This window comes from Agrobacterium sp. MS2 (assembly GCF_003261015.1).
In the GTDB taxonomy this organism is placed as follows: domain Bacteria; phylum Pseudomonadota; class Alphaproteobacteria; order Rhizobiales; family Rhizobiaceae; genus Agrobacterium; species Agrobacterium pusense.
In genome coordinates this window covers 379,576-398,204 of the sequence record NZ_QLNF01000012.1, presented here as the reverse complement: position 1 = coordinate 398,204, position 18,629 = coordinate 379,576, and the positions used below count along the sequence as shown (strand labels likewise).

Below are 18,629 nucleotides of genomic sequence, written 5' to 3'. Positions count from 1 at the left end.
CAGGGACGTAAAGAGACAGAAAGCACTATGATGGTCACCTATATCGACGCCGCCTCCGCCCCCCTCAAGAATACAGGCGTCATCCGCCTCTACACCCCTGAGGATTTCGACGGCATGCGCAAGGCGTGCCAGCTGACGGCGCGTTGTCTCGATGAACTCGCCGCAATCGTCAAGCCGGGTGTGACAACGGACGCCATTGACCGTTTCGTCTTCGAATTCGGCGCCGATCACGGCGCGCTGCCGGCAACGCTCAATTATCGTGGTTATACCAAATCCGTCTGCACTTCGATCAACCATGTGGTCTGCCACGGCATTCCCGATGAGAAGCCGCTGCGGGAAGGCGATATCGTCAACATCGATGTTACCTATGTGCTCGATGGCTGGCATGGCGATTCAAGCCGCATGTATCCGGTCGGCCAGATCAAGCGCGCTGCCGAGCGGCTGATGGAAGTGACCTATGAATGCCTGCTGCGTGGTATCGCGGCTGTAAAGCCCGGTGTGCGCACCGGCGCGATCGGCGCGGCGATCCAGACCTATGCGGAAGCCGAACGTTGCTCGGTGGTGCGCGATTTCTGCGGGCACGGCGTTGGGCGGCTGTTCCACGATACGCCAAACATCCTGCATTACGGCCGTCCGGACGAAGGTCCGGAAATCCGGGAAGGCATGATCTTCACCATCGAGCCCATGATCAATCTTGGCAAACCACATGTGAAAGTGCTTTCCGACGGCTGGACGGCGGTGACGCGCGACCGTTCGCTGTCCGCCCAATATGAACACGCCGTTGGCGTCACGGCCACCGGCTGCGAAATCTTCACGCTGTCGCCCGGCGGCTTCGACCGTCCGGGCCTGCCGCCGCTTACCCCTTCATAAGGCCAGACCGCCCATGGCAAGACGCCCCGCCCCGCCTCCCGCCGAGCTTTCCACGACGTCCGGCTTTCAGGCGGGCGAAGGCGATCTCTTCGAAGGGGCGGACGAGCGCGGTTTTTTCGCCGAGCCGCGAAATGCGGTGAAGAAGCCGGTGCCTGTCATCGAGCCGCCGGCGGATGCCGCCCATTATCATGGTCACCGGGACCGGCTGCGGGCGCGGTATCGCGATGGCGGCGACGCGGCGCTTGCCGATTATGAGTTGCTGGAGCTTTTACTGTTCCGGCTGATACCGCGGCGCGACACAAAGCCTATCGCCAAGGCGCTCCTTGCCCGTTTCGGCACGCTGGGCGGTGTACTCGGCGCACCTCTGCCGCTGTTGCAGGAGGTGAAGGGCGTGGGCGAAGCCGTGGCGTTCGACCTGAAACTCGTCGCCTCCGTTTCCCAGCGCATGCTGAAAAGCGAAATCCGCAACAAGCAGGTTCTGAGTTCCTGGTCCTCGGTCATCGATTATTGCCACGCCGCCATGGCCCATGAAACGCGCGAACAGTTCCGCATCCTGTTCCTCGATAAGCGCAATGTCCTCATCGCCGACGAAGTGCAGGGGCACGGGACCGTGGACCATACACCGGTCTATCCCCGCGAAGTGGTGCGCCGCGCTCTCGAACTATCCGCTACAGCCTTGATTTTGATCCACAATCACCCGAGCGGCGACCCGACACCTTCGCGTGCTGATATCGAGATGACCAAGACCATCATCGATACGGCAAAGCCGCTCGGTATCGCCGTCCACGACCACATCATCATCGGCAAGGATGGCCACGCCAGCTTCAAGGGCCTTCGCCTGATCTGAAGCAGACGCGAAGGTTTACACAGGCCTGCAACCCATAAGCGCACGTCAACACAAAATTAACACCTATAAATTAGCATTTCCGAAAATAATAAATCAAGGCATCGAACCTTGGTGCCTTAAGGAACGGGGGTGCTTTATGCGTAATGCAGTGCGTTTCCTTCGCGATCGGTCCGGCTCGAACGCTGTCGAGTTCGCCATTGTCGCGCCAATCTTCTTTCTCGTCCTCCTGACCATGATTGCCTACGGCATTTATCTGATGGCGGCCTATTCGGTGCAGCAGATCGCCGCCGACGCGGCAAGAACGGCGGTCGCCGGTCTTAACACAACCGAGCGCCAGCAGCTCGCCCGAGATTTCGTCGCCAAGAGCGATCTCGGCTACGCCTTCCTGGATAAAAGACACTTCACGGTCGACGTCGCCACTGATCCCGCCAATGCCAACCAGTTCACGGTGAAAGTCGAATATGACGCCCGTGATCTGCCGATCTGGAGCCTCTACAGCTACACCCTGCCCGAGCCGGTCATCCGGCGTTTTTCCACCATCCGGATCGGAGGAGCATGACATGAGGACCATCCATTCCCTGCTCTCCGGTTTCCTGAGGGATCGCGCCGGCAACATCGCCATCTCCGCCGGCCTGACGGCGCCGCTTTTTATCGGCATCCTGGCGATTGGCGTCGATTACGGTTATCTGACCCTGCAGAAGCGGCAATTGCAGCAGACCGCCGATCTCGCGGCCATTTCGGCAGCAGCCAACGTCACCGACGCGGAAAAGACGGTGCAGCAATATTTTGCACTCAACGGCCTGGACCTCGGCGTCAGGACGGCGCAGGGGCTGCTAACACCAACCGGGCTGCAGCCTTTCGATCCCCGGAATGAGTTTGCCAAAACCCATGGCTACGCCGAGGTTGTCAAAGGCCATTATGAACCGGATGCCAGCCTCCCGGTCGGACAGCGGTTCGTCGAAAACGCCCAGCCGACCAATGCGGTAAAAGTAAACATCTTCGAAAAGGGCCAGATCTTCTTCGCTTCGGCCTTTACAACGCCGCCAAGGATTTCGGCCGCCGGAACCGCCTCGTCTCAGAAAGTCGCCGCATTCTCGGTGGGATCGCGGCTTGCCAGCCTCAATGACGGCCTCCTGAACAGCCTGCTCGGCGGTCTGCTCGGCACCACGGTCTCGCTCAAGCTCATGGACTATCAGGCCCTTGTCGATGCCGATGTCAACGCGCTGCATGTCGTCGAAGCTCTCGCGATCGATCTTGGCCTCACCGCCGGCACCTACAAGGACGTGCTGCAGACGGAGATTACCTACGGCAAGTTCCTGAACGCGCTGACGAAAACGACGGGCCTGCAGCCAGCCGTCGTCACCGTTTTGAAGACATTGGAAAAAACCGCCGGCAAGAGCAACATCAAGCTCAAGCTAGAAGAAATCGTCAATCTCGGTCCCTTCACCGAAAAGCTCATTGGCAGCGGGGAAAATCTCAAGGTCAATGCCAGCGTCTTCGACCTTCTCAATGCCGCAGCCGTTGCCGGTAATGGCGGCAACCAGCTGGCGCTTGATCTCGGCGCTAATGTTCTCGGCCTCGCCTCGGCCAAGGTGACACTCGCCATCGGCCAGCCGCCGGTCGAAACGCCTTCGCTCGCCGTTGGCGGCCAGGGCACCGTGGTCCGTACCGCCCAGACCCGCCTTGCGGTCAATGTCGTGGTGGATGGGCTCCAGGCAATCGCCGGCCTCAAGGTCAATGTCCCGCTTTATGTGGAAGTCGCCCACGCGGAAGCCCGGCTTGCGGACATTCGCTGCACGGGCGGCGGACAGGGAACCGTGGATGTCGAAGTTGTTCCAGGCGTTGCAGAAATTGCACTTGGCAATGTCGATACCACGGCCTTCGCCAATTTCGGACGGGACCCGCGCGTGACAAAGGCGGCAATCGTGGATTCTGCCCTGCTTGCCGTCAACGGCAGCGCCCTCATCAACGCCACCAACATGACGAAGACCAAGCTGACCTTTACGCAGCTGGATATTGCCCAGGGCAAGATCAAGAGCGTCTCCACGAAGGATACCGTCACGACGCTCGTCAGCTCGTTGCTGAAGAACCTTGATCTCGACATCAGGATTCTCTTCCTCAACCTTGGCGGCCTCGGCGTCATCCAGACGGCGCTCGCCAACACGCTGTCCCTCGTCACCGCACCGGTCGATACGCTGCTTTACAACACGCTTCTGGTTCTCGGCGTCAAGATCGGCGAAGCCGATGTTCGTGTTACCGATGTCCGCTGCCAGCAGCCGGCTCTGGTACAGTAAGCCTATAGCCACAGATAAAAATAGCCGCCGGAAATCCGGCGGCTTTATCATTACCAGAGGCTGAAGCGTCCGCGAGCGGGAGCCTCACACTCCCGAAGCCGGACCAGATCTTCAGTCCGACACGATCAGACCTCGCGCAAGCGCAGAGAGACTTTCAGCTCTTCCATCAGGCGCTGGCGATTGCCAGGCGCTTCTCGTCGCGCCCGCTTTTCATGCGCTCTGACAGCAGGAACGCCAGTTCCAGTGCCTGATCGGCATTGAGGCGCGGGTCGCAATGGGTGTGGTAACGGTCGGACAGCGAATCCGCCGTCACGGCGCGCGCGCCACCCGTGCACTCCGTCACGTCCTTGCCGGTCATCTCAATATGGATGCCGCCCGGATGCGTGCCTTCGGCGCGGTGGATCTGGAAGAAGCTTTCGACCTCCGACAGGATACGCTCGAACGGGCGCGTCTTGTAGTGGTTGAGCGTGATCGTGTTGCCATGCATCGGATCGCAGGACCAGACGACCTTGCGGCCTTCCTTCTCGACAGCACGGATGAGCTTCGGCAGGCTGTCCGCCACCTTGTCATGGCCGAAACGGCAAATCAGCGTCAGACGGCCGGCCTCGTTTGCCGGGTTCAGCGCGTCGATCAGCTCGATCAGATTGTCGGGCGTCAGCGACGGACCACATTTCAGGCCGATCGGGTTCTTGATGCCGCGGAAATATTCCACATGCGCATGGTCGAGCTGACGTGTGCGGTCACCGATCCAGATCATGTGGCCCGACGTGGCGTACCAGTCACCAGAGGTGGAATCGATACGGGTCAAGGCTTCTTCGTAACCAAGCAGCAACGCCTCATGGCTGGTGAAGAAGTCGGTCTCGCGCAGGCTCGGATTGCTGTCCGCGCTGATGCCGATGGCCTTCATGAAGTCCATGGTTTCGGAGATTCGGTCGGCCAGCTTGCGGTAACGGTCGGCCTGCGGGCTGTCCTTGATGAAGCCGAGCATCCACTGGTGAACGTTTTCGAGGTTGGCATAACCGCCCATTGCGAAAGCGCGCAGCAGGTTCAGCGTCGCCGCCGACTGGCGATAGGCGTCGAGCTGACGCTCCGGGCTCGGAATGCGCGAGGCTTCGTTGAATTCGATGCCGTTGATGATGTCACCGCGGTAGGACGGCAGCGTCACGCCATCCTGCACTTCCACGTTGGAAGAGCGCGGCTTGGCGAACTGGCCGGCAATGCGTCCCACCTTTACGACTGGCAGCTGTGCGCCATAGGTCAGCACCACGGCCATCTGCAGGAAGGCACGGAAGAAGTCACGGATATTGTCCGCGCCGTGCTCGAGGAAGCTCTCGGCGCAATCGCCGCCCTGCAGCAGGAAGGCGTTGCCTTCCGCCACATTGGCAAGCTGCTTCTTCAGGCGGCGGGCCTCACCGGCAAATACCAGCGGCGGATAGGTTGCAAGCGTGGCTTCCGTTGCCGCAAGCGCTGCCGCATCAGGATATTCGGGAACCTGCTGGATCGGTTTCTGCCGCCAGCTGCCGGGGGTCCAATTCTGTGCCATGTTCTTACCCTTCTTTCGACCGCGCAACCGCCGCGCGACCGCCTCGGAAATTTGAGCGGCTTATAGCTCCAAGCACAGGCTTTGCATAGACATCCGCGCGCCGCCGACCCTCTTTCGGACCGTTTTGATCCGCCACGAAGGAGAAAAATGATTTCAAACGATTTAAATAGTTTCTGTGGATGGTTGCCCATCCCTCCGAAGTCACCGACTTCCGGGCTTGATGCAGAGATATCGGCGCAGGGACTGAGGCAGATGCAAGAGAAACACCACAAGCCGGTCCAGTGGCGAGCAAGGCCAGTTCTCCCATTCGGAAACACACCCGCCTCTTCCGTGGCGGATTTCCATGTGTCTAATCTTCTCCATAAGGAACATCGTTTCGGGTAACATGTCTGTCTCCTTTGTTGGAGACGAGTTAGGTTGCGCCCTGCAGCAAGCGTAGAGGCAGGACTGAAAGACCCGTTTCATATCTGAACGGAGAAGACAGGCCCTGATGCGGCTAAGATGCTGCCATGATGTGGAGAGGATGCCGTGACAGAAGTGGACTGGGACGAGTTGAGGCTTTTCGACATTGTCGCCACAGAGGGCGGCCTCGCCGGCGCGACGGGTAAAGCCGGGCTCAGTGCGCCGACGATTGGCCGAAAGATGATGCTTCTTGAACGCAAAATGGGGCGAACGCTCTTTATTCGGAGTCAGAACGGATACCGGCTCGCACCGGACGGCCAGGTCCTGTTCGAGAAAGTAAGGTCCATGCGCAACAGCGCGGCGGAAATCACTCAATGGCACAGCGACGCTTTTTCGCTACCGATCGTTTCTCTGTCGAGTGACATCTGGATTGCCGGATTCATAGCCACCAATGCGGCGGCCATTCGCGGCCCATCAGACGCTTTCCGCCTGTGCTGCAAGCAATATGAGAATGACGACGAGTTGACCTACAGGCGCGGCATGATCGCGATCAGGCACGTCAGGCCAGCCACCGGGAATTTCGCCGTCCGGAAATCGGTCGACGTTGCCTATTGCGCCTATCGCGCGCGCGACGGCTCAGGCAAGAATGTTGAGCAATGGATTTCGATCGGGACCGAGGTCGCGAAATCCGACGCCGAAAAATGGGTGTTCCGACATCGGGAACCGCTGATCCACACCTGGACGAATGCCCCTGTCCTTTTGCCGAGCCTGATCCAGAGCGGCGCCGGAAAAGGCGTCCTGCCCTGCTTTATTGGTGACAACGTCCCCGGCCTCGTCCGCGACGGCGAGATCATCGAGGAACTGTCCCATCCGCTTTGGATCATCGTCAACGACGACGACCGGCACGCCCCGGAAATGCGGCTCGCCATAGATCGCCTCGTCGCTCTCCTGAAGGGCAACGAGGCGTTATTCGATGGCAGCCGCCATTATCAGGCAGAGACGAGCTGGAAGCCGGAGCGGAAGATGAGCTAGACCCGCTCGCCGTTTACGACGCGATAGCTCGGCGAATACATTGTCACCAGTTCCTCTGCCGCCGTTGGGTGAACAGCCATGGTGCGGTCGAAGTCATCCTTCGTGCAGCCGGCTTTCAGCGTGATGCCGAGAAGCTGCGCCATCTCGCCGGCCTCATGGCCGAGGATATGCACGCCGACGACCTTGCGGTCAGCGGCATTGATGATCAGCTTCATGATCGTTTTCTCCTGCCGGCCAGATAGCGTCGCCTTCATCGGACGGAACTGGGCGCGATAGACTTCCAGTTCCGGATATTTCTTGCCGGCTTCCTCTTCCGAAAGGCCGACAGTGCCGATTTCCGGCTGCGAGAATACCGCCGTCGCAATCAGCTCGTGATCCGGCTTGGTCGGGTTGTTCTTGTATTCCGTCTCGATGAAGCACATCGCCTCGTGGATCGCCACCGGCGTCAGTTGTACCCGGTCGGTGACGTCGCCAAGTGCGAAGATGCTGGGCACGTTCGTGCGCGAATAATCGTCAACGACGATCGCGCCGCGGGCGTCCACCTCCACACCGGCATTCTCGAGACCGAGCCCCTTGGTATTCGGATCGCGGCCAAGCGCCAGCATCACCAGGCCCACATGCAGCGAAGCGCCCTGCTTGGTGCGGGCCACGAAACCGCCGGCGCCATCCTTGCTGACTTCCTCGATGATGTCTTCCAGAATGATGCGGATGCCCTTGGCCTCCATCGCCTCATGCAGGCCCTTGCGCATATCCTGATCGAAGCGCGACAGGATTTCCTTGCCGCGATAGATCAATGTCGTTTCAACGCCGAGCCCGTGGAAGATATTGGCGAATTCCACCGCGATGTAACCGCCGCCGGCAATCAGGATCGATTTCGGCAGCTCCACGAGATCGAAAGCCTCGTTGGACGAAATCGTCAACTCATGGCCGGGCAGCGCCTTGTGTTCGTTCGGCGTGCCGCCGACAGCGATGACGATGCGCTCGGCGGTGAAGGTTTCTCCGGTTTTCGTCAGCTTGACGGTATGGGCATCCACGAGTTCCGCCCGGCTGTCGAAAATATCGGCCTTGGCGTTTTCCAGACCCTTACGGTAGAGCCCTTCGAGACGGGTGATTTCCTTGTCCTTCGCCGCGATCAGCTTTTTCCAGTCGAAGCTGCGCTCGCCGACGCTCCAGCCGAAACCTTCAGAATCCTCGAAATGCTCGGGGAACTGCGAGGCGTAGACGAACAGCTTCTTCGGCACGCAGCCGCGGATGACGCAGGTGCCGCCATAGCGGTATTCCTCGGCGATCGCCACGCGCTTGCCGAGCGAGGCAGCCACACGGCCGCTGCGCACGCCGCCGGAACCGCCACCGATGACGAAGAGATCGTAGTCATAAGCTGTCATAGTCAAAACCCCTGATCAAAACCGCCATCAGCCGCAAATGGGCAGCGGTGCATTCACGCCACATATAGGTGCTGCGGCGCACAAATGAAAAGCCCGGTCTTGCGGCCGGGCTTTGAATATTTCTGAACCTGGAAAAGCGCCTTATGGCTTGGCAGCCGGAGCGCCACCCGTGGCATTGTGATCCGCCGGAAGCGGCTTCAGATCAGCGCCTGCGACCTTCTGCAGTTCGGTCATGCTGGCAGCGTTGAGATCGCGGTTGATACCGGCGGCCCAGATATCGGCAGCCTTCATCAGTTCGCGGGTCGCAATCGGGCCGTCCTTCAACAGCTTCTTGCCAGCTTCGCTGCTGTAGAAGGTGGAGATGGCGTTCAGTTCCTCGACCGAAAAAGCACGTGCATAGGTCAGCGCGGCCTCACGCTCGAGATCGGCGCGGCGCGGTGCAAGCTCAAGCGCCTTGGCGTCAACCGTCGCGGTGATCGCATCCTGAACATTCGGCGAAGCCTGAATAAGTTCGGCCTTCAGACGCTCGGCCAGTCCCGGCAGAATGTCGTCGAAACGGTCGGTAACGCCAAGAGAGGCGATCGCCTGCCGCGCGGCAGCAACATGCGCTTCGGAAATTTCCTGGGCGCGTGCGGCAGTACCGAACACGATGCCGGAAATGAGGATCGAAGCAGCGGCAGCTTTGCCCAGTCCCGCTAGTTTGATCATGAAAATCTCGCTCCTGTTATACTGCCTGCATCACGCGGGCGCCTTCAGGGCCAGCGATAATGGCAAGCGATGCCAAATTTATGAAAAGTCCGTGCTCGACGACACCGGGAATCGTGTTCAGCTCGCGTGCTAGCGCTTCTGCATCAGGAATACGGCCAAAAGATGCGTCGAGAATAAGGTGTCCGCCATCCGTCATGAAGACGCCGTCACCGGAAGAGCGAAGCTTCAACTCACCCGACAGGCCGGACCGCGATGCCAGCTTTTCGATGGCGATGCGGGTCGCAACCTGACCAAACGGATTGATCTCGATGGGCAGAGGAAAGGCGCCCAGCGTCTCCACAACCTTGCTCTGGTCGGCTATGACGATCACGCGTGCGGATGCCGCCGCGACGATCTTCTCGCGCAGCAGTGCACCGCCGCCGCCCTTGACGAGCCGCAACGCGTGGTCAACCTCATCCGCACCGTCAATGGTCAGATCCAGTTCCGGCAATTCATCGAGAGATTTCAGTGGCACGCCAAGCTCGACGCACAGACGCGCGGTGCGCTCGGATGTCGGCACGCCCTCGACCTTGAGGCCGGCGGCGACCTTCTCGGCCAGAAGCCGGACGAATTCCTCGGCCGTCGAACCCGTGCCGATACCGAGCCGCATCCCATCCTGTACATGGGACAATGCGGCCTCGGCGGCCTTGATCTTCATCTGGCGGGCATCCATGTGCCTGAAACTCCGGTAGCTTTGTCGTCGCCGTGCTGTTTACACGGGTCGAAAGCCAAACGAAAGCCTTTTTCAAGGCAACGAACAGAACGTTGTGATGCGGTTGCAAAGACAGGAGGCTTTGCCTAGGCTTGGCGCGAATGAAAGCATGAATAGCTCAGCCCCGCATTCTACAAGAGGCCGTTTCCGTGACATCCCGCCCGCTCTCCCCGCTCGCCATTTTCGATCTCGACGGTACGCTGGTCGATACCGCCGCCGATCTCGTCTCGAGCCTCAACCATACCATTGCCGCCGCCGGGCTTGCGCCCGTCACCTATGACGACCTGACGCATCTCGTCGGCCAGGGCGCACGGGTCATGATCAAGCGCGCCTTTGCACTGCGCGAAACGGAACTGCCGGAAGCCGAAATCGATCCGCTCTACGAACGCTTCATCACGCACTATCGCGCTGAAATGCCCGGCGAAAGCCGCCCTTACCCCGGCATCGTCAACACCCTGGATGCGCTCTCGAAAGCCGGCATAACGCTTGCCGTCTGCACCAACAAGACCGCGGTCCTCGCTGTACCGCTGCTCGAAAAACTCGGCCTTACGCCGTATTTCGCGGCCATCACCTGTGGCGACACGTTCGAATTCCGCAAGCCGGATGCGCGCCATATCTTGGGGACCATCGAAAAGGCCGGTGGTGACCCGGCGCGCACGATCATGGTCGGCGACAGCATCAACGATATCCTCGCCGCGAAAAACGCCAACGTGCCCTCCATCGGCGTCACCTTCGGTTACACGGATATACCGATGGCCGAGCTCGAGCCAGCTGTCGTCATCGATGATTTCGAAGCCCTGACACCTGATTTGTTCGCGAAGCTGATTGAAAGAGGCGCTGCTGCGGCTTGAGTGCTGCGTGCTGACGAAATCGGGATGGTCGACGAAAAGTTCTTTTTCCCGCGCAAGGCTGTAAGCATCATCGCGGTGGGCGACACAGGCGAAGCTCTACTTTTGCGCGCTATATTGGAGAGCCTGGGAGCCGCGGTTCGCCTGCACCTCCCGGGAACGCCGGAAGATATTCTGGCGTGCCTGAATCAACCTGATAACCCGCCGCCCTATCTCATCATCAGCGGCCATGGCGATCAAAATGGCCTCGTGATCGGAGACATCAATCCCGACGTGACCCAATTGAAATTGCGCGAGGGCAGCCTGCCTGTTGAAGCAATTCTGGGAAAAGTCCACCTGTCGGGCACTGTAATTTTCAGCACGGCGTGCTGCACGGGCTACGATGCTTTCGGGAAGGCCTTTATTGAAGGCGGCGCGAAAGCCTACATTGCTTCGGCGGGTTACCCGGACGGTGCGGCGACGCCACTTTTCGTCCATATGTTGTTTTACGAACTGCTAGTCGGCAAATCATCGCTTGAAGACGCGCTTAGCCGCGCTGCAACGATCGATGACGATGGCGACCTCGCATTCGCACTTTTCAAGCAGTAGCCAGAACCGCAATCGCCGGAACAAAAAAGCGCCGTTTCCGGCGCTTTTTCTAGGTGCGACCTATCAGATCGAAGCAGCCCTTGCCTTCGTCGTCACCGCAAAGGCCTTCTGCACGTAGCTGTCGCGATCATAGACATCGTCGAAGAACTGGACCTTGCCGTCCTTATCCGGCCAGGCGGTGAAATAGGCCACATAAACTGGAATCTTTTCCGGCACCTGCACGGCGCGGTTCTTGCCTGACGCAATCTGCTCGCCAACCTTGTCAACGCTGGTGCCGAGAACGGCAGCCGCCATGCGGCGCGGGTCGACCAGGCGGATACAGCCGTGGCTCAGCGCCCGCATGTCGCGGTTGAAGAAGCTTTTGGCCGGCGTGTCATGCATGTAGATGGCATGTGCGTTGGGGAAGAGGATTTTCAGGTCGCCCAGCGCATTGTCGCTGCTCGGCGGCTGGCGCACGGAAACGGCGTTGGTCGAGCCATACCAGTTGACGCTGGAGGACGACACGGCGCGCCCATTCACCTGCACTTCGTAACCCAGGCGATCGAGGTATGATGGGTCACGGCGCAGCTTCGGCAGCATTTCGTTGATGATGATCGACTGCGGTACGCCCCAATAGGGATTGAACTCGACGGTCTGAATCTCGTCCTGGAAGAAATAAGTCTGATTGGCCTTGGAGCCGACCACGACCTTCATGCCGAACTGTTCGAGGCCATCATTGTGGTAATAGGCCATGAAGGCGGGCTGGTTGATGAAGACGTAACGCTGGCCGAGATCGGCCGGCAGCCAGCGGATCTGCTCCATGGCCACCTGCACCTTGGCGATCTTCGCGTCGTTGCTTTCGCCGACCATGGCGCGCACGGTCGCACGACCGATGACGCCATCCGCCTTCAGGCCATTTTCGCTCTGGAACGCCTTCACCAGATCGACGAGATCGGGCGTGTAATCCGGCGTCTGCTGGTAAGCGGAGATCGTTGCGGCATGTTCCGCCTTGAAGGCGGGAGAAGCCCGATGTTCGATAGCCTTGACGACACTCGCCATGTCAGCGCTGCTGTTGCCGGGCTTCAGCACCAGATCGGCGGGAACACGAACGACATGGGCGGCATCGCCCTCGCCACGCAGGCGGGCAAGCTCTGCCTTCAGCGCCTGATACTCGGTGCTGGAGGGCTCGCGGCTGCGCAGATAAGCGGCCACATCTGGGCTAAGGCCAGCAAGCTTCAGCACGGGAGCGAGGTTCACCGTCTTGCGCTTGAAATCATGGTAACCGGACAGCCGGTTCGGATCGACGCGGCCACGGGTCGTATCCTGCACATAGGCGAGAACCTTGGCGGACAGCGCCAGCTCGAACTGCATCTGCGCCCGCTGATAGGCATCGGAAACAGGCGCCGAAGCCGTCTCGACCGGTGTGCCGTTCGATGTGGTGCCGGCAACATTGCTGCTGATACTCGCGGTCACATCCTTGGCCGGTGCGGAAATGCTGTAATCGGCGGGATCGAGACCGCTTTCGCCAACCGTCTCCAGGAAAGCGATGGCGGCGTTGGCGCGCTCGGTCAGTTCGCCACCGGATACCCACAACGTCTTTCCGCCAGCGCCGTAATAAGCCTCAAGCGCCTTGGCGATCTCGGGCGTGGCGCTAAACTTGAGATTGGCAAGGCCTTCGCCGAAATTCGCGGTGTTCACCGCCCGGGCCGTATCCGCTTTGTAATCATAATAACGTGGGCCGGAAACGCGGGGCAAAGGCTCGGGATCGGAAGCATCAGCACTCTGACCGGCGCCCGATCCGGAGCCGGATGGCGAGGTGACGATGCCGGCCGGCGGCAACTCGCCGCGATCCCGCGCGATCTTGCCGGGCCCGCCGCGCAGGAGGTCCATCAGGGTCACCGCACCGGCGCTGCCGGGAAGAGCGGTGGAAACGGAAAGACCGAGAGCCAGCACCAGTGCTGCCGATGATTTTCCAGATGTGACTTGCAATTTGATCCTCGTAGCACCCAGCACCACCGGAAAAACGGCGGGCATTAGTTTCATGCCTGTCTAGCCGATCAACGGCCTGTTGAAAAGAAAACGCCCAAAGCTCAAAATCGTGCCGAAATGAACCTCATAATACAGCCAAAGCCGTAAAAACGTAATTTCCAGAATTGGCGAGAATGGTTAAATTTCTATTTATTTCATTCACTTTGCTTTGAGCGCCCGCCCCGGTACAAGCCCGGTTTCCCTGCCTTTTCATGACGTAGTAAAAATGCCACGCGGCCGGGTTTTTCGCCTTGCTGCATTCGCTGCAGGCAAATCGCCGCGCAACGACCGGAAATATCTTCCCGCGCCGCATTACAGCGGCTTTCTTTGCCGCCGCGATGATTCTATATATCGGCCGCGCAAGGCGGGCGAAGGCGCCGTTTTGGCGGAGGAACACGAGTAAAAAGGCAAGATTGATGACAGCCACACGGACGGAAACCGATACATTTGGCCCTATTGAAGTTCAGGCCGATCGCTACTGGGGCGCGCAGGCGCAGCGCTCGCTCGGCAACTTCAAGATCGGCTGGGAAAAGCAGCCCGCTTCTGTCGTTCGCGCGCTCGGCATCGTCAAGCAGGCCGCCGCCCGTGCCAACATGGCGCTCGCCGGCCTCGACCCGAAGATCGGTGAAGCCATCATCGCCGCCGCACAGGAAGTCATCGACGGCAAGCTGACCGAACATTTCCCGCTCGTCGTCTGGCAGACCGGCTCAGGCACCCAGTCCAACATGAACGCCAATGAGGTGATTTCCAACCGCGCAATCGAGATGCTCGGCGGCGAAATGGGCAGCAAGAAGCCGGTTCATCCCAACGACCACGTCAATATGAGCCAGTCTTCGAACGATACCTATCCGACGGCGATGCACATCGCCTGCGTCGAGCAGATCGTTCACCACCTGCTGCCGAGCCTGAAGCACCTGCACAAGGCGCTGGAAGCCAAGGTCAAGCAGTTCGAAAAGATCATCAAGATCGGCCGCACTCACACGCAGGATGCAACGCCGCTGACGCTCGGCCAGGAATTCTCCGGTTACGCCGCGCAGGTCGCCTCCGCCATAGCCAACATCGAAACCACCCTGCCTGCGCTTTCCAAGCTCGCCCAGGGCGGCACGGCCGTCGGCACGGGCCTCAATGCCCCTGTTGGTTTTGCCGAAAAGGTCGCCGAGGAAATTTCGAAGATCACCGGCCTTTCCTTCGTCACCGCGCCGAACAAGTTCGAAGCGCTTGCCTCGCATGATTCCATGGTCTTCTCGCATGGCGCGATCAACGCGGCAGCAGCGGCACTCTTCAAGATCGCCAACGACATCCGCTTCCTCGGCTCCGGCCCCCGCGCCGGTCTCGGCGAACTCTCGCTGCCGGAAAACGAGCCCGGCTCGTCCATCATGCCGGGCAAGGTCAACCCTACCCAGTCGGAAGCACTGACGCAGGTTTGCGCCCACATCTTCGGCAACAATGCAGCGCTCTCCTTCGCCGGTTCGCAGGGCCACTTCGAGCTCAACGTCTATAACCCGATGATGGCCTATAACTTCCTGCAGTCCGTCCAGCTTCTGGGCGACGCGGCCGTCTCCTTCACCGACAATTGCGTCGTCGGCATCGAGGCCCGCGAAGACAACATCAAGAAGGGGGTCGAAAACTCTCTGATGCTCGTCACTGCACTGAACGGCAAGCTCGGCTACGACATCTGCGCCAAGATCGCCAAGACCGCCCACAAGAACGGCACGACCCTGCGCGAGGAAGCCGTTGGTGGCGGATACCTCACCAACGAGGAATTCGACCAGTATGTGCGCCCGGAGAACATGATCGGGCCGAAGTAAGACGGTCGGGATTTGTCACTGGAGTTAAAACGGGCCTTCGGGCCCGTTTTTGTTTGCTTGATTGACACGCCGCAGAGAGACTGTGACATCGCTGACCCGAACCGGAATATCTTGTTGCAACCATATTGTCCTGTTGGTTTTTATATAGGCCTCATAAACTGCTCTACCGGGAGAATACCGGATCCAAGTGCCTGATGGAGGAAGACATCATGATCTGCCGCCGCAGCCTTCTTTTTGCCGGGGCATTCCTCGCCACATCAGTGAAAATCCCAAATCTGCTTGCTAAAGACAATCCGCGCCGTCTTGCGCTTTGGCCCGGCAGCCCGCCCGGTGGTGGCGGTCCAGACGGCCCTACGGATATCAGCAAAAAAGGCGCCGTCACCAACATCACCATACCAAGCCTTGAGATATTTGCCCCGGAAAAGCCAAATGGGTCAGCGATGATCATCGCAGGAGGCGGTGGATATAAACGCATAGAGGAAGGCAAGGAATCCTATCCCGCCGCACGCTGGCTCGCGGCCAGAGGCATTTACGCTTTTGTCCTCAGCTACCGTCTGCCGATTGAAGGATGGACGCTCGGACCACTTGCACCGTTGCAGGATGTGCAGCGCGCGTTTCGTCTGGTGCGTGCACGCGCTTCGGACTGGCAGATTGATCCGCACAGGATCGGCGGGCTTGGCTTTTCTGCGGGTGGCCACCTGATGGGGCTTGCCGCCGCCCGCTCGGCTTTTACGTCTTATGATCGTATCGACGACATTGACGGGCAATCAGCCCGCCCGGATATCGCAGCGCTGATCTACCCAGTCATCACGCTTGCCGCTCCCTATGACAATACCTCGACCCGCAGATCGCTTGTCGGCAGACACCCGACAGATAAGGCCACAAGCGAATGGTCGGTGGAAAGCCATGTGCGCAAGGATTGCCCGCCGATTTTCCTGGCACAGGCGGATGACGACCGGATCTCCAATCCAGCCAACAGCCGGCTCATGCGAGACGCCTGTGAAAAGGCTGGCGTGGATGTCGAACTTCATCCGATCGCATCCGGCGGCCACGGGTTCGGCATGGGCAAGCCCGGCACCCCCACAGAGGAATGGCCGAACTGGTACGAGGCGTGGCTGCGGAAGCATAATTTTTTGGGGTAAGGCGCCGTCGGCGAACACTCGCATAGTGCATCCTGAGACGCACTATTGCCCAAACAAAAAAGGGCCGCTTTCGCGGCCCTCTTCATAATCCTTCAAACCGTCAAACCAGCCGGCTCTGCTCCACCGCCGCTTCTATGAAGCTGGCGAAAAGTGGATGCGGGTCGAGCGGACGGCTCTTCAATTCCGGATGGTACTGAACACCGATGAACCACGGATGATCAGGATATTCCACCGTTTCCGGCAGCACACCATCCGGAGACATGCCGGAGAAGACGAGGCCGCATTCTTCCAGCCGGTCCTTGTAGTCCACGTTTACCTCGTAGCGGTGACGGTGGCGCTCGGAAATATCCGTGGAGCCATAAATCTCGGCGATCTTGGTATCCTTCTTCAGCGCCGCCTTATAGGCGCCGAGGCGCATCGTGCCGCCGAGATCGCCCTTGGAGGAGCGCTTCTCCAGCTCGTTACCCTTCACCCATTCGGTCATGAGGCCGACAACCGGCTCCGACGTCGGACCGAATTCGGTCGAAGAGGCATTTTCGATGCCGGCCAGATGACGGGCCGCTTCCACGACCGCCATCTGCATGCCGAAGCAGATGCCGAAATAGGGCACGTTGCGCTCACGCGCAAACTGCGCCGCCATGATCTTGCCTTCCGAACCGCGCTCGCCAAAGCCGCCCGGCACCAGAATGCCGTTGACCTTTTCGAGATAGGGCGTCGGATCTTCCTTTTCGAAGACTTCCGACTCGATCCACTCGAGCTTGACCTTGACGCGGTTGGCGAAGCCGCCGTGATGCAGCGCCTCGATCAGCGACTTATACGCGTCCTTGAGGCCGGTATATTTGCCGACGATCGCAATCGTCACTTCGCCTTCCGGCGTGCGGATACGGTTGCAGACCTCTTCCCACTGCTCCAGACGCGGCTTAGGCGCCGGCTCGATGCCGAAAGCGGCCAGCACTTCCGAATCGAGGCCTTCCTTGTGGTAGGCGATCGGAACGTCGTAGATATTCGCCACATCCAGCGCCTGGATGACGGCGGAGGGACGCACGTTGCAGAACAGCGAAAGCTTGCGGCGTTCCGCTTCCGGGATTTCCCGGTCGGCGCGCACCAAAAGGATGTCGGGGTGAATGCCGAGAGCCTGCAACTCCTTCACGGAATGCTGGGTCGGCTTGGTCTTCAATTCGCCTGCCGCCGGAATATAGGGCATCAGCGTCAGGTGAAGATAGATCGCCGTGCCGCGCGGCAGGTCGTTGCCGAGCTGACGGATCGCTTCCATGAACGGCATCGCCTCGATGTCACCCACCGTGCCGCCGATCTCGCAGATGACGAAGTCGTAATCGTCATTGCCTTCGATCACGAAATCCTTGATCTCGTTGGTGACGTGCGGAATGACCTGAACCGTTGCGCCGAGATAATCGCCGCGCCGTTCCTTGTCGATGATGTTCTTGTAGATGCGACCGGTGGTGATGTTGTCGGTCTTGGTGGCCGAACGCCCGGTAAAGCGCTCATAGTGGCCAAGGTCGAGGTCCGTCTCGGCACCGTCGTCAGTCACGAACACTTCGCCGTGCTGTGTCGGGCTCATGGTGCCGGGATCGACGTTCAGATAGGGGTCGAGTTTGCGAAGCCGCACCCGATAACCACGGGATTGCAGCAAAGCTCCGAGTGCAGCAGCTGCGATGCCCTTACCGAGAGAGGAGACCACGCCGCCTGTGATGAATACATATCGCGCCATGGGATTCACCGGATACCTTTTTACCTCTGATTCCGCCAGCCCAAATTTCATGCTGTTGCAAATTCGCTGTTGACGAATTCACAATTCAACTGGCCGGAATGCGAACAAAAGAAAACCGGCAGGCTTTTGGCCTGCCGGAGCGTTAAATCAGAACCGGGCTTATTGACCGGTCGGAACTGCGTTCGGATCGGCGGGCTGCGCCGGGGCCGGAGCGGCCGTGCCGGAAGCGGCCGGAGCCGGTGTGGTCTGTGCGGGAGCAGCAGCACCGTTATTGGTCGGAACACCATTTTCAGCCGGAGCCGGCGTCGAAGGCGTCGTCGACGGGCCGAGCGTGTCGAGAATGCCGTTACCCTGGCCCTGCGTGGCCGGAATACGGTTCAGGATATCGGTCGGACGCGATTCGTAACGGGTCAGAAGACCAAGGCCGAGCGACGTTGCAAAGAACAGCGCCGCAAGGATCGCGGTGGTGCGCGTCAGGGCATTGGCCGTTCCGCGCGCGGACATGAAGCCCGAACCGCCGCCGATACCGAGGCCGCCGCCTTCGGAACGCTGGATCAGGACCACGCCGACAAGCGCCAGCACGATCATGAGGTGAATAACAATCAAAACGGTCTGCATGACAATCCATTCCATGCCCCGCGCGGAGCACCATAAAGAAGGTTTTGCGGCTCTTTA

At 59.8% G+C, this 18,629-nt stretch carries 17 protein-coding genes; 9 read left to right on the top strand and 8 right to left on the bottom strand.

Translation table 11 applies throughout. The features are described from left to right. Window positions 1–30: 30 nt before the first annotated feature. The 4 genes from map (at window position 31) to DOU54_RS06675 (ending at window position 4,011) form a co-directional block, all read left to right on the top strand. Complete coding sequence (gene map, locus DOU54_RS06690; protein ID WP_006697403.1) at window positions 31–870, top strand: type I methionyl aminopeptidase; 840 nt, start codon at window positions 31–33, stop codon at window positions 868–870. A 13-nt stretch (window positions 871–883) separates the two neighbouring features. Further along, window positions 884–1,717: a RadC family protein gene (gene radC / locus DOU54_RS06685; RefSeq protein ID WP_004441977.1), complete on the top strand. Its 834-nt coding sequence runs from the start codon at window positions 884–886 to the stop codon at window positions 1,715–1,717. A 136-nt stretch (window positions 1,718–1,853) separates the two neighbouring features. Beyond that, complete coding sequence (locus DOU54_RS06680; protein WP_004441978.1) at window positions 1,854–2,276, top strand: TadE/TadG family type IV pilus assembly protein; 423 nt, start codon at window positions 1,854–1,856, stop codon at window positions 2,274–2,276. 1 nt (window position 2,277) lies between these two features. After that, window positions 2,278–4,011 carry a TadG family pilus assembly protein gene (locus tag DOU54_RS06675; protein ID WP_034498925.1) on the top strand — a complete coding sequence of 578 codons (1,734 nt, stop codon included), beginning with the start codon at window positions 2,278–2,280 and terminating at the stop codon, window positions 4,009–4,011. A gap of 166 nt (window positions 4,012–4,177) precedes the next feature. Here DOU54_RS06675 and DOU54_RS06670 read toward each other — a convergent pair whose 3' ends face one another. Next, a complete protein-coding gene (locus tag DOU54_RS06670; protein WP_004441981.1) occupies window positions 4,178–5,554 on the bottom strand; it encodes a class II 3-deoxy-7-phosphoheptulonate synthase in 1,377 nt (458 codons plus the stop codon). Window positions 5,555–6,082: 528 nt separating this feature from the next. On the opposite strand from DOU54_RS06670, the gene DOU54_RS06660 reads away from it, so the two are divergent. Further along, window positions 6,083–6,988, top strand: coding sequence for a LysR family transcriptional regulator (locus DOU54_RS06660; protein ID WP_113380587.1), 906 nt, complete (start codon window positions 6,083–6,085; stop codon window positions 6,986–6,988). On the opposite strand, the gene gor is transcribed toward DOU54_RS06660, so the two are convergent. The 3 genes from gor to rpiA all read right to left on the bottom strand — a co-directional run bounded on the left by gor (window position 6,985) and on the right by rpiA (window position 9,793). After that, window positions 6,985–8,373, bottom strand: coding sequence for a glutathione-disulfide reductase (gor, locus tag DOU54_RS06655; protein WP_113380586.1), 1,389 nt, complete (start codon window positions 8,371–8,373; stop codon window positions 6,985–6,987). The genes DOU54_RS06660 and gor overlap by 4 nt on opposite strands. Window positions 8,374–8,514: 141 nt before the next feature. Further along, complete coding sequence (locus DOU54_RS06650; RefSeq protein WP_004441989.1) at window positions 8,515–9,081, bottom strand: DUF2059 domain-containing protein; 567 nt, start codon at window positions 9,079–9,081, stop codon at window positions 8,515–8,517. Between the two features lie 16 nt (window positions 9,082–9,097). Then, window positions 9,098–9,793 carry a ribose-5-phosphate isomerase RpiA gene (rpiA, locus tag DOU54_RS06645; RefSeq protein ID WP_006697397.1) on the bottom strand — a complete coding sequence of 232 codons (696 nt, stop codon included), beginning with the start codon at window positions 9,791–9,793 and terminating at the stop codon, window positions 9,098–9,100. A 188-nt stretch (window positions 9,794–9,981) separates the two neighbouring features. Here rpiA and DOU54_RS06640 point away from each other — a divergent pair, with 188 nt between their 5' ends. Both DOU54_RS06640 and DOU54_RS06635 read left to right on the top strand, forming a co-directional pair. Next, window positions 9,982–10,683 carry an HAD family hydrolase gene (locus DOU54_RS06640; protein ID WP_113380585.1) on the top strand — a complete coding sequence of 234 codons (702 nt, stop codon included), beginning with the start codon at window positions 9,982–9,984 and terminating at the stop codon, window positions 10,681–10,683. A 24-nt stretch (window positions 10,684–10,707) separates the two neighbouring features. Then, window positions 10,708–11,268 (top strand): CHAT domain-containing protein, encoded by a 561-nt coding sequence (locus DOU54_RS06635; protein WP_004441995.1) that lies wholly within the window; start codon window positions 10,708–10,710, stop codon window positions 11,266–11,268. 63 nt (window positions 11,269–11,331) lie between these two features. On the opposite strand, the gene DOU54_RS06630 is transcribed toward DOU54_RS06635, so the two are convergent. Together DOU54_RS06630 and DOU54_RS27125 are read right to left on the bottom strand one after the other, a co-directional pair. Next, window positions 11,332–13,290 (bottom strand): L,D-transpeptidase family protein, encoded by a 1,959-nt coding sequence (locus DOU54_RS06630; RefSeq protein ID WP_502695911.1) that lies wholly within the window; start codon window positions 13,288–13,290, stop codon window positions 11,332–11,334. A gap of 70 nt (window positions 13,291–13,360) precedes the next feature. Continuing rightward, complete coding sequence (locus DOU54_RS27125; protein WP_146617340.1) at window positions 13,361–13,702, bottom strand: hypothetical protein; 342 nt, start codon at window positions 13,700–13,702, stop codon at window positions 13,361–13,363. Between DOU54_RS27125 and fumC the strand changes: the two genes are divergently transcribed. Continuing rightward, complete coding sequence (fumC, locus tag DOU54_RS06625; protein ID WP_004441998.1) at window positions 13,692–15,083, top strand: class II fumarate hydratase; 1,392 nt, start codon at window positions 13,692–13,694, stop codon at window positions 15,081–15,083. The two genes, DOU54_RS27125 and fumC, sit on opposite strands and share 11 nt — an antisense overlap. 209 nt (window positions 15,084–15,292) lie before the next feature. Next, the gene (locus DOU54_RS06620) at window positions 15,293–16,225 is read left to right on the top strand and encodes an alpha/beta hydrolase (RefSeq protein ID WP_113380643.1); all 933 of its coding nucleotides are present in this window, start codon (window positions 15,293–15,295) and stop codon (window positions 16,223–16,225) included. 100 nt (window positions 16,226–16,325) lie between these two features. Here the strand turns inward: DOU54_RS06620 and pyrG are convergent, their stop codons facing one another. Next, complete coding sequence (gene pyrG / locus DOU54_RS06615) at window positions 16,326–17,954, bottom strand: CTP synthase (protein WP_006697393.1); 1,629 nt, start codon at window positions 17,952–17,954, stop codon at window positions 16,326–16,328. 159 nt (window positions 17,955–18,113) lie between these two features. Next, window positions 18,114–18,572, bottom strand: coding sequence for a preprotein translocase subunit SecG (gene secG / locus DOU54_RS06610; RefSeq protein ID WP_004442000.1), 459 nt, complete (start codon window positions 18,570–18,572; stop codon window positions 18,114–18,116). Window positions 18,573–18,629: the final 57 nt, after the last annotated feature.

Excerpts from the sequence above, each read along its gene's own strand:
- map (WP_006697403.1), top strand. The coding sequence starts at position 31 with ATGGTCACCTATATCGACGCCGCCTCCGCCCCCCTCAAGAATACAGGC.
- radC (WP_004441977.1), top strand. The coding sequence starts at position 884 with ATGGCAAGACGCCCCGCCCCGCCTCCCGCCGAGCTTTCCACGACGTCC.
- DOU54_RS06680 (WP_004441978.1), top strand. The coding sequence starts at position 1,854 with ATGCGTAATGCAGTGCGTTTCCTTCGCGATCGGTCCGGCTCGAACGCT.
- DOU54_RS06675 (WP_034498925.1), top strand. The coding sequence starts at position 2,278 with ATGAGGACCATCCATTCCCTGCTCTCCGGTTTCCTGAGGGATCGCGCC.
- DOU54_RS06670 (WP_004441981.1), bottom strand. The coding sequence starts at position 5,554 with ATGGCACAGAATTGGACCCCCGGCAGCTGGCGGCAGAAACCGATCCAG.
- gor (WP_113380586.1), bottom strand. The coding sequence starts at position 8,373 with ATGACAGCTTATGACTACGATCTCTTCGTCATCGGTGGCGGTTCCGGC.
- DOU54_RS06650 (WP_004441989.1), bottom strand. The coding sequence starts at position 9,081 with ATGATCAAACTAGCGGGACTGGGCAAAGCTGCCGCTGCTTCGATCCTC.
- rpiA (WP_006697397.1), bottom strand. The coding sequence starts at position 9,793 with ATGGATGCCCGCCAGATGAAGATCAAGGCCGCCGAGGCCGCATTGTCC.
- DOU54_RS06635 (WP_004441995.1), top strand. The coding sequence starts at position 10,708 with ATGGTCGACGAAAAGTTCTTTTTCCCGCGCAAGGCTGTAAGCATCATC.
- DOU54_RS06630 (WP_502695911.1), bottom strand. The coding sequence starts at position 13,290 with ATGAAACTAATGCCCGCCGTTTTTCCGGTGGTGCTGGGTGCTACGAGG.
- fumC (WP_004441998.1), top strand. The coding sequence starts at position 13,692 with ATGACAGCCACACGGACGGAAACCGATACATTTGGCCCTATTGAAGTT.
- DOU54_RS06620 (WP_113380643.1), top strand. The coding sequence starts at position 15,293 with ATGATCTGCCGCCGCAGCCTTCTTTTTGCCGGGGCATTCCTCGCCACA.
- pyrG (WP_006697393.1), bottom strand. The coding sequence starts at position 17,954 with ATGGCGCGATATGTATTCATCACAGGCGGCGTGGTCTCCTCTCTCGGT.
- secG (WP_004442000.1), bottom strand. The coding sequence starts at position 18,572 with ATGCAGACCGTTTTGATTGTTATTCACCTCATGATCGTGCTGGCGCTT.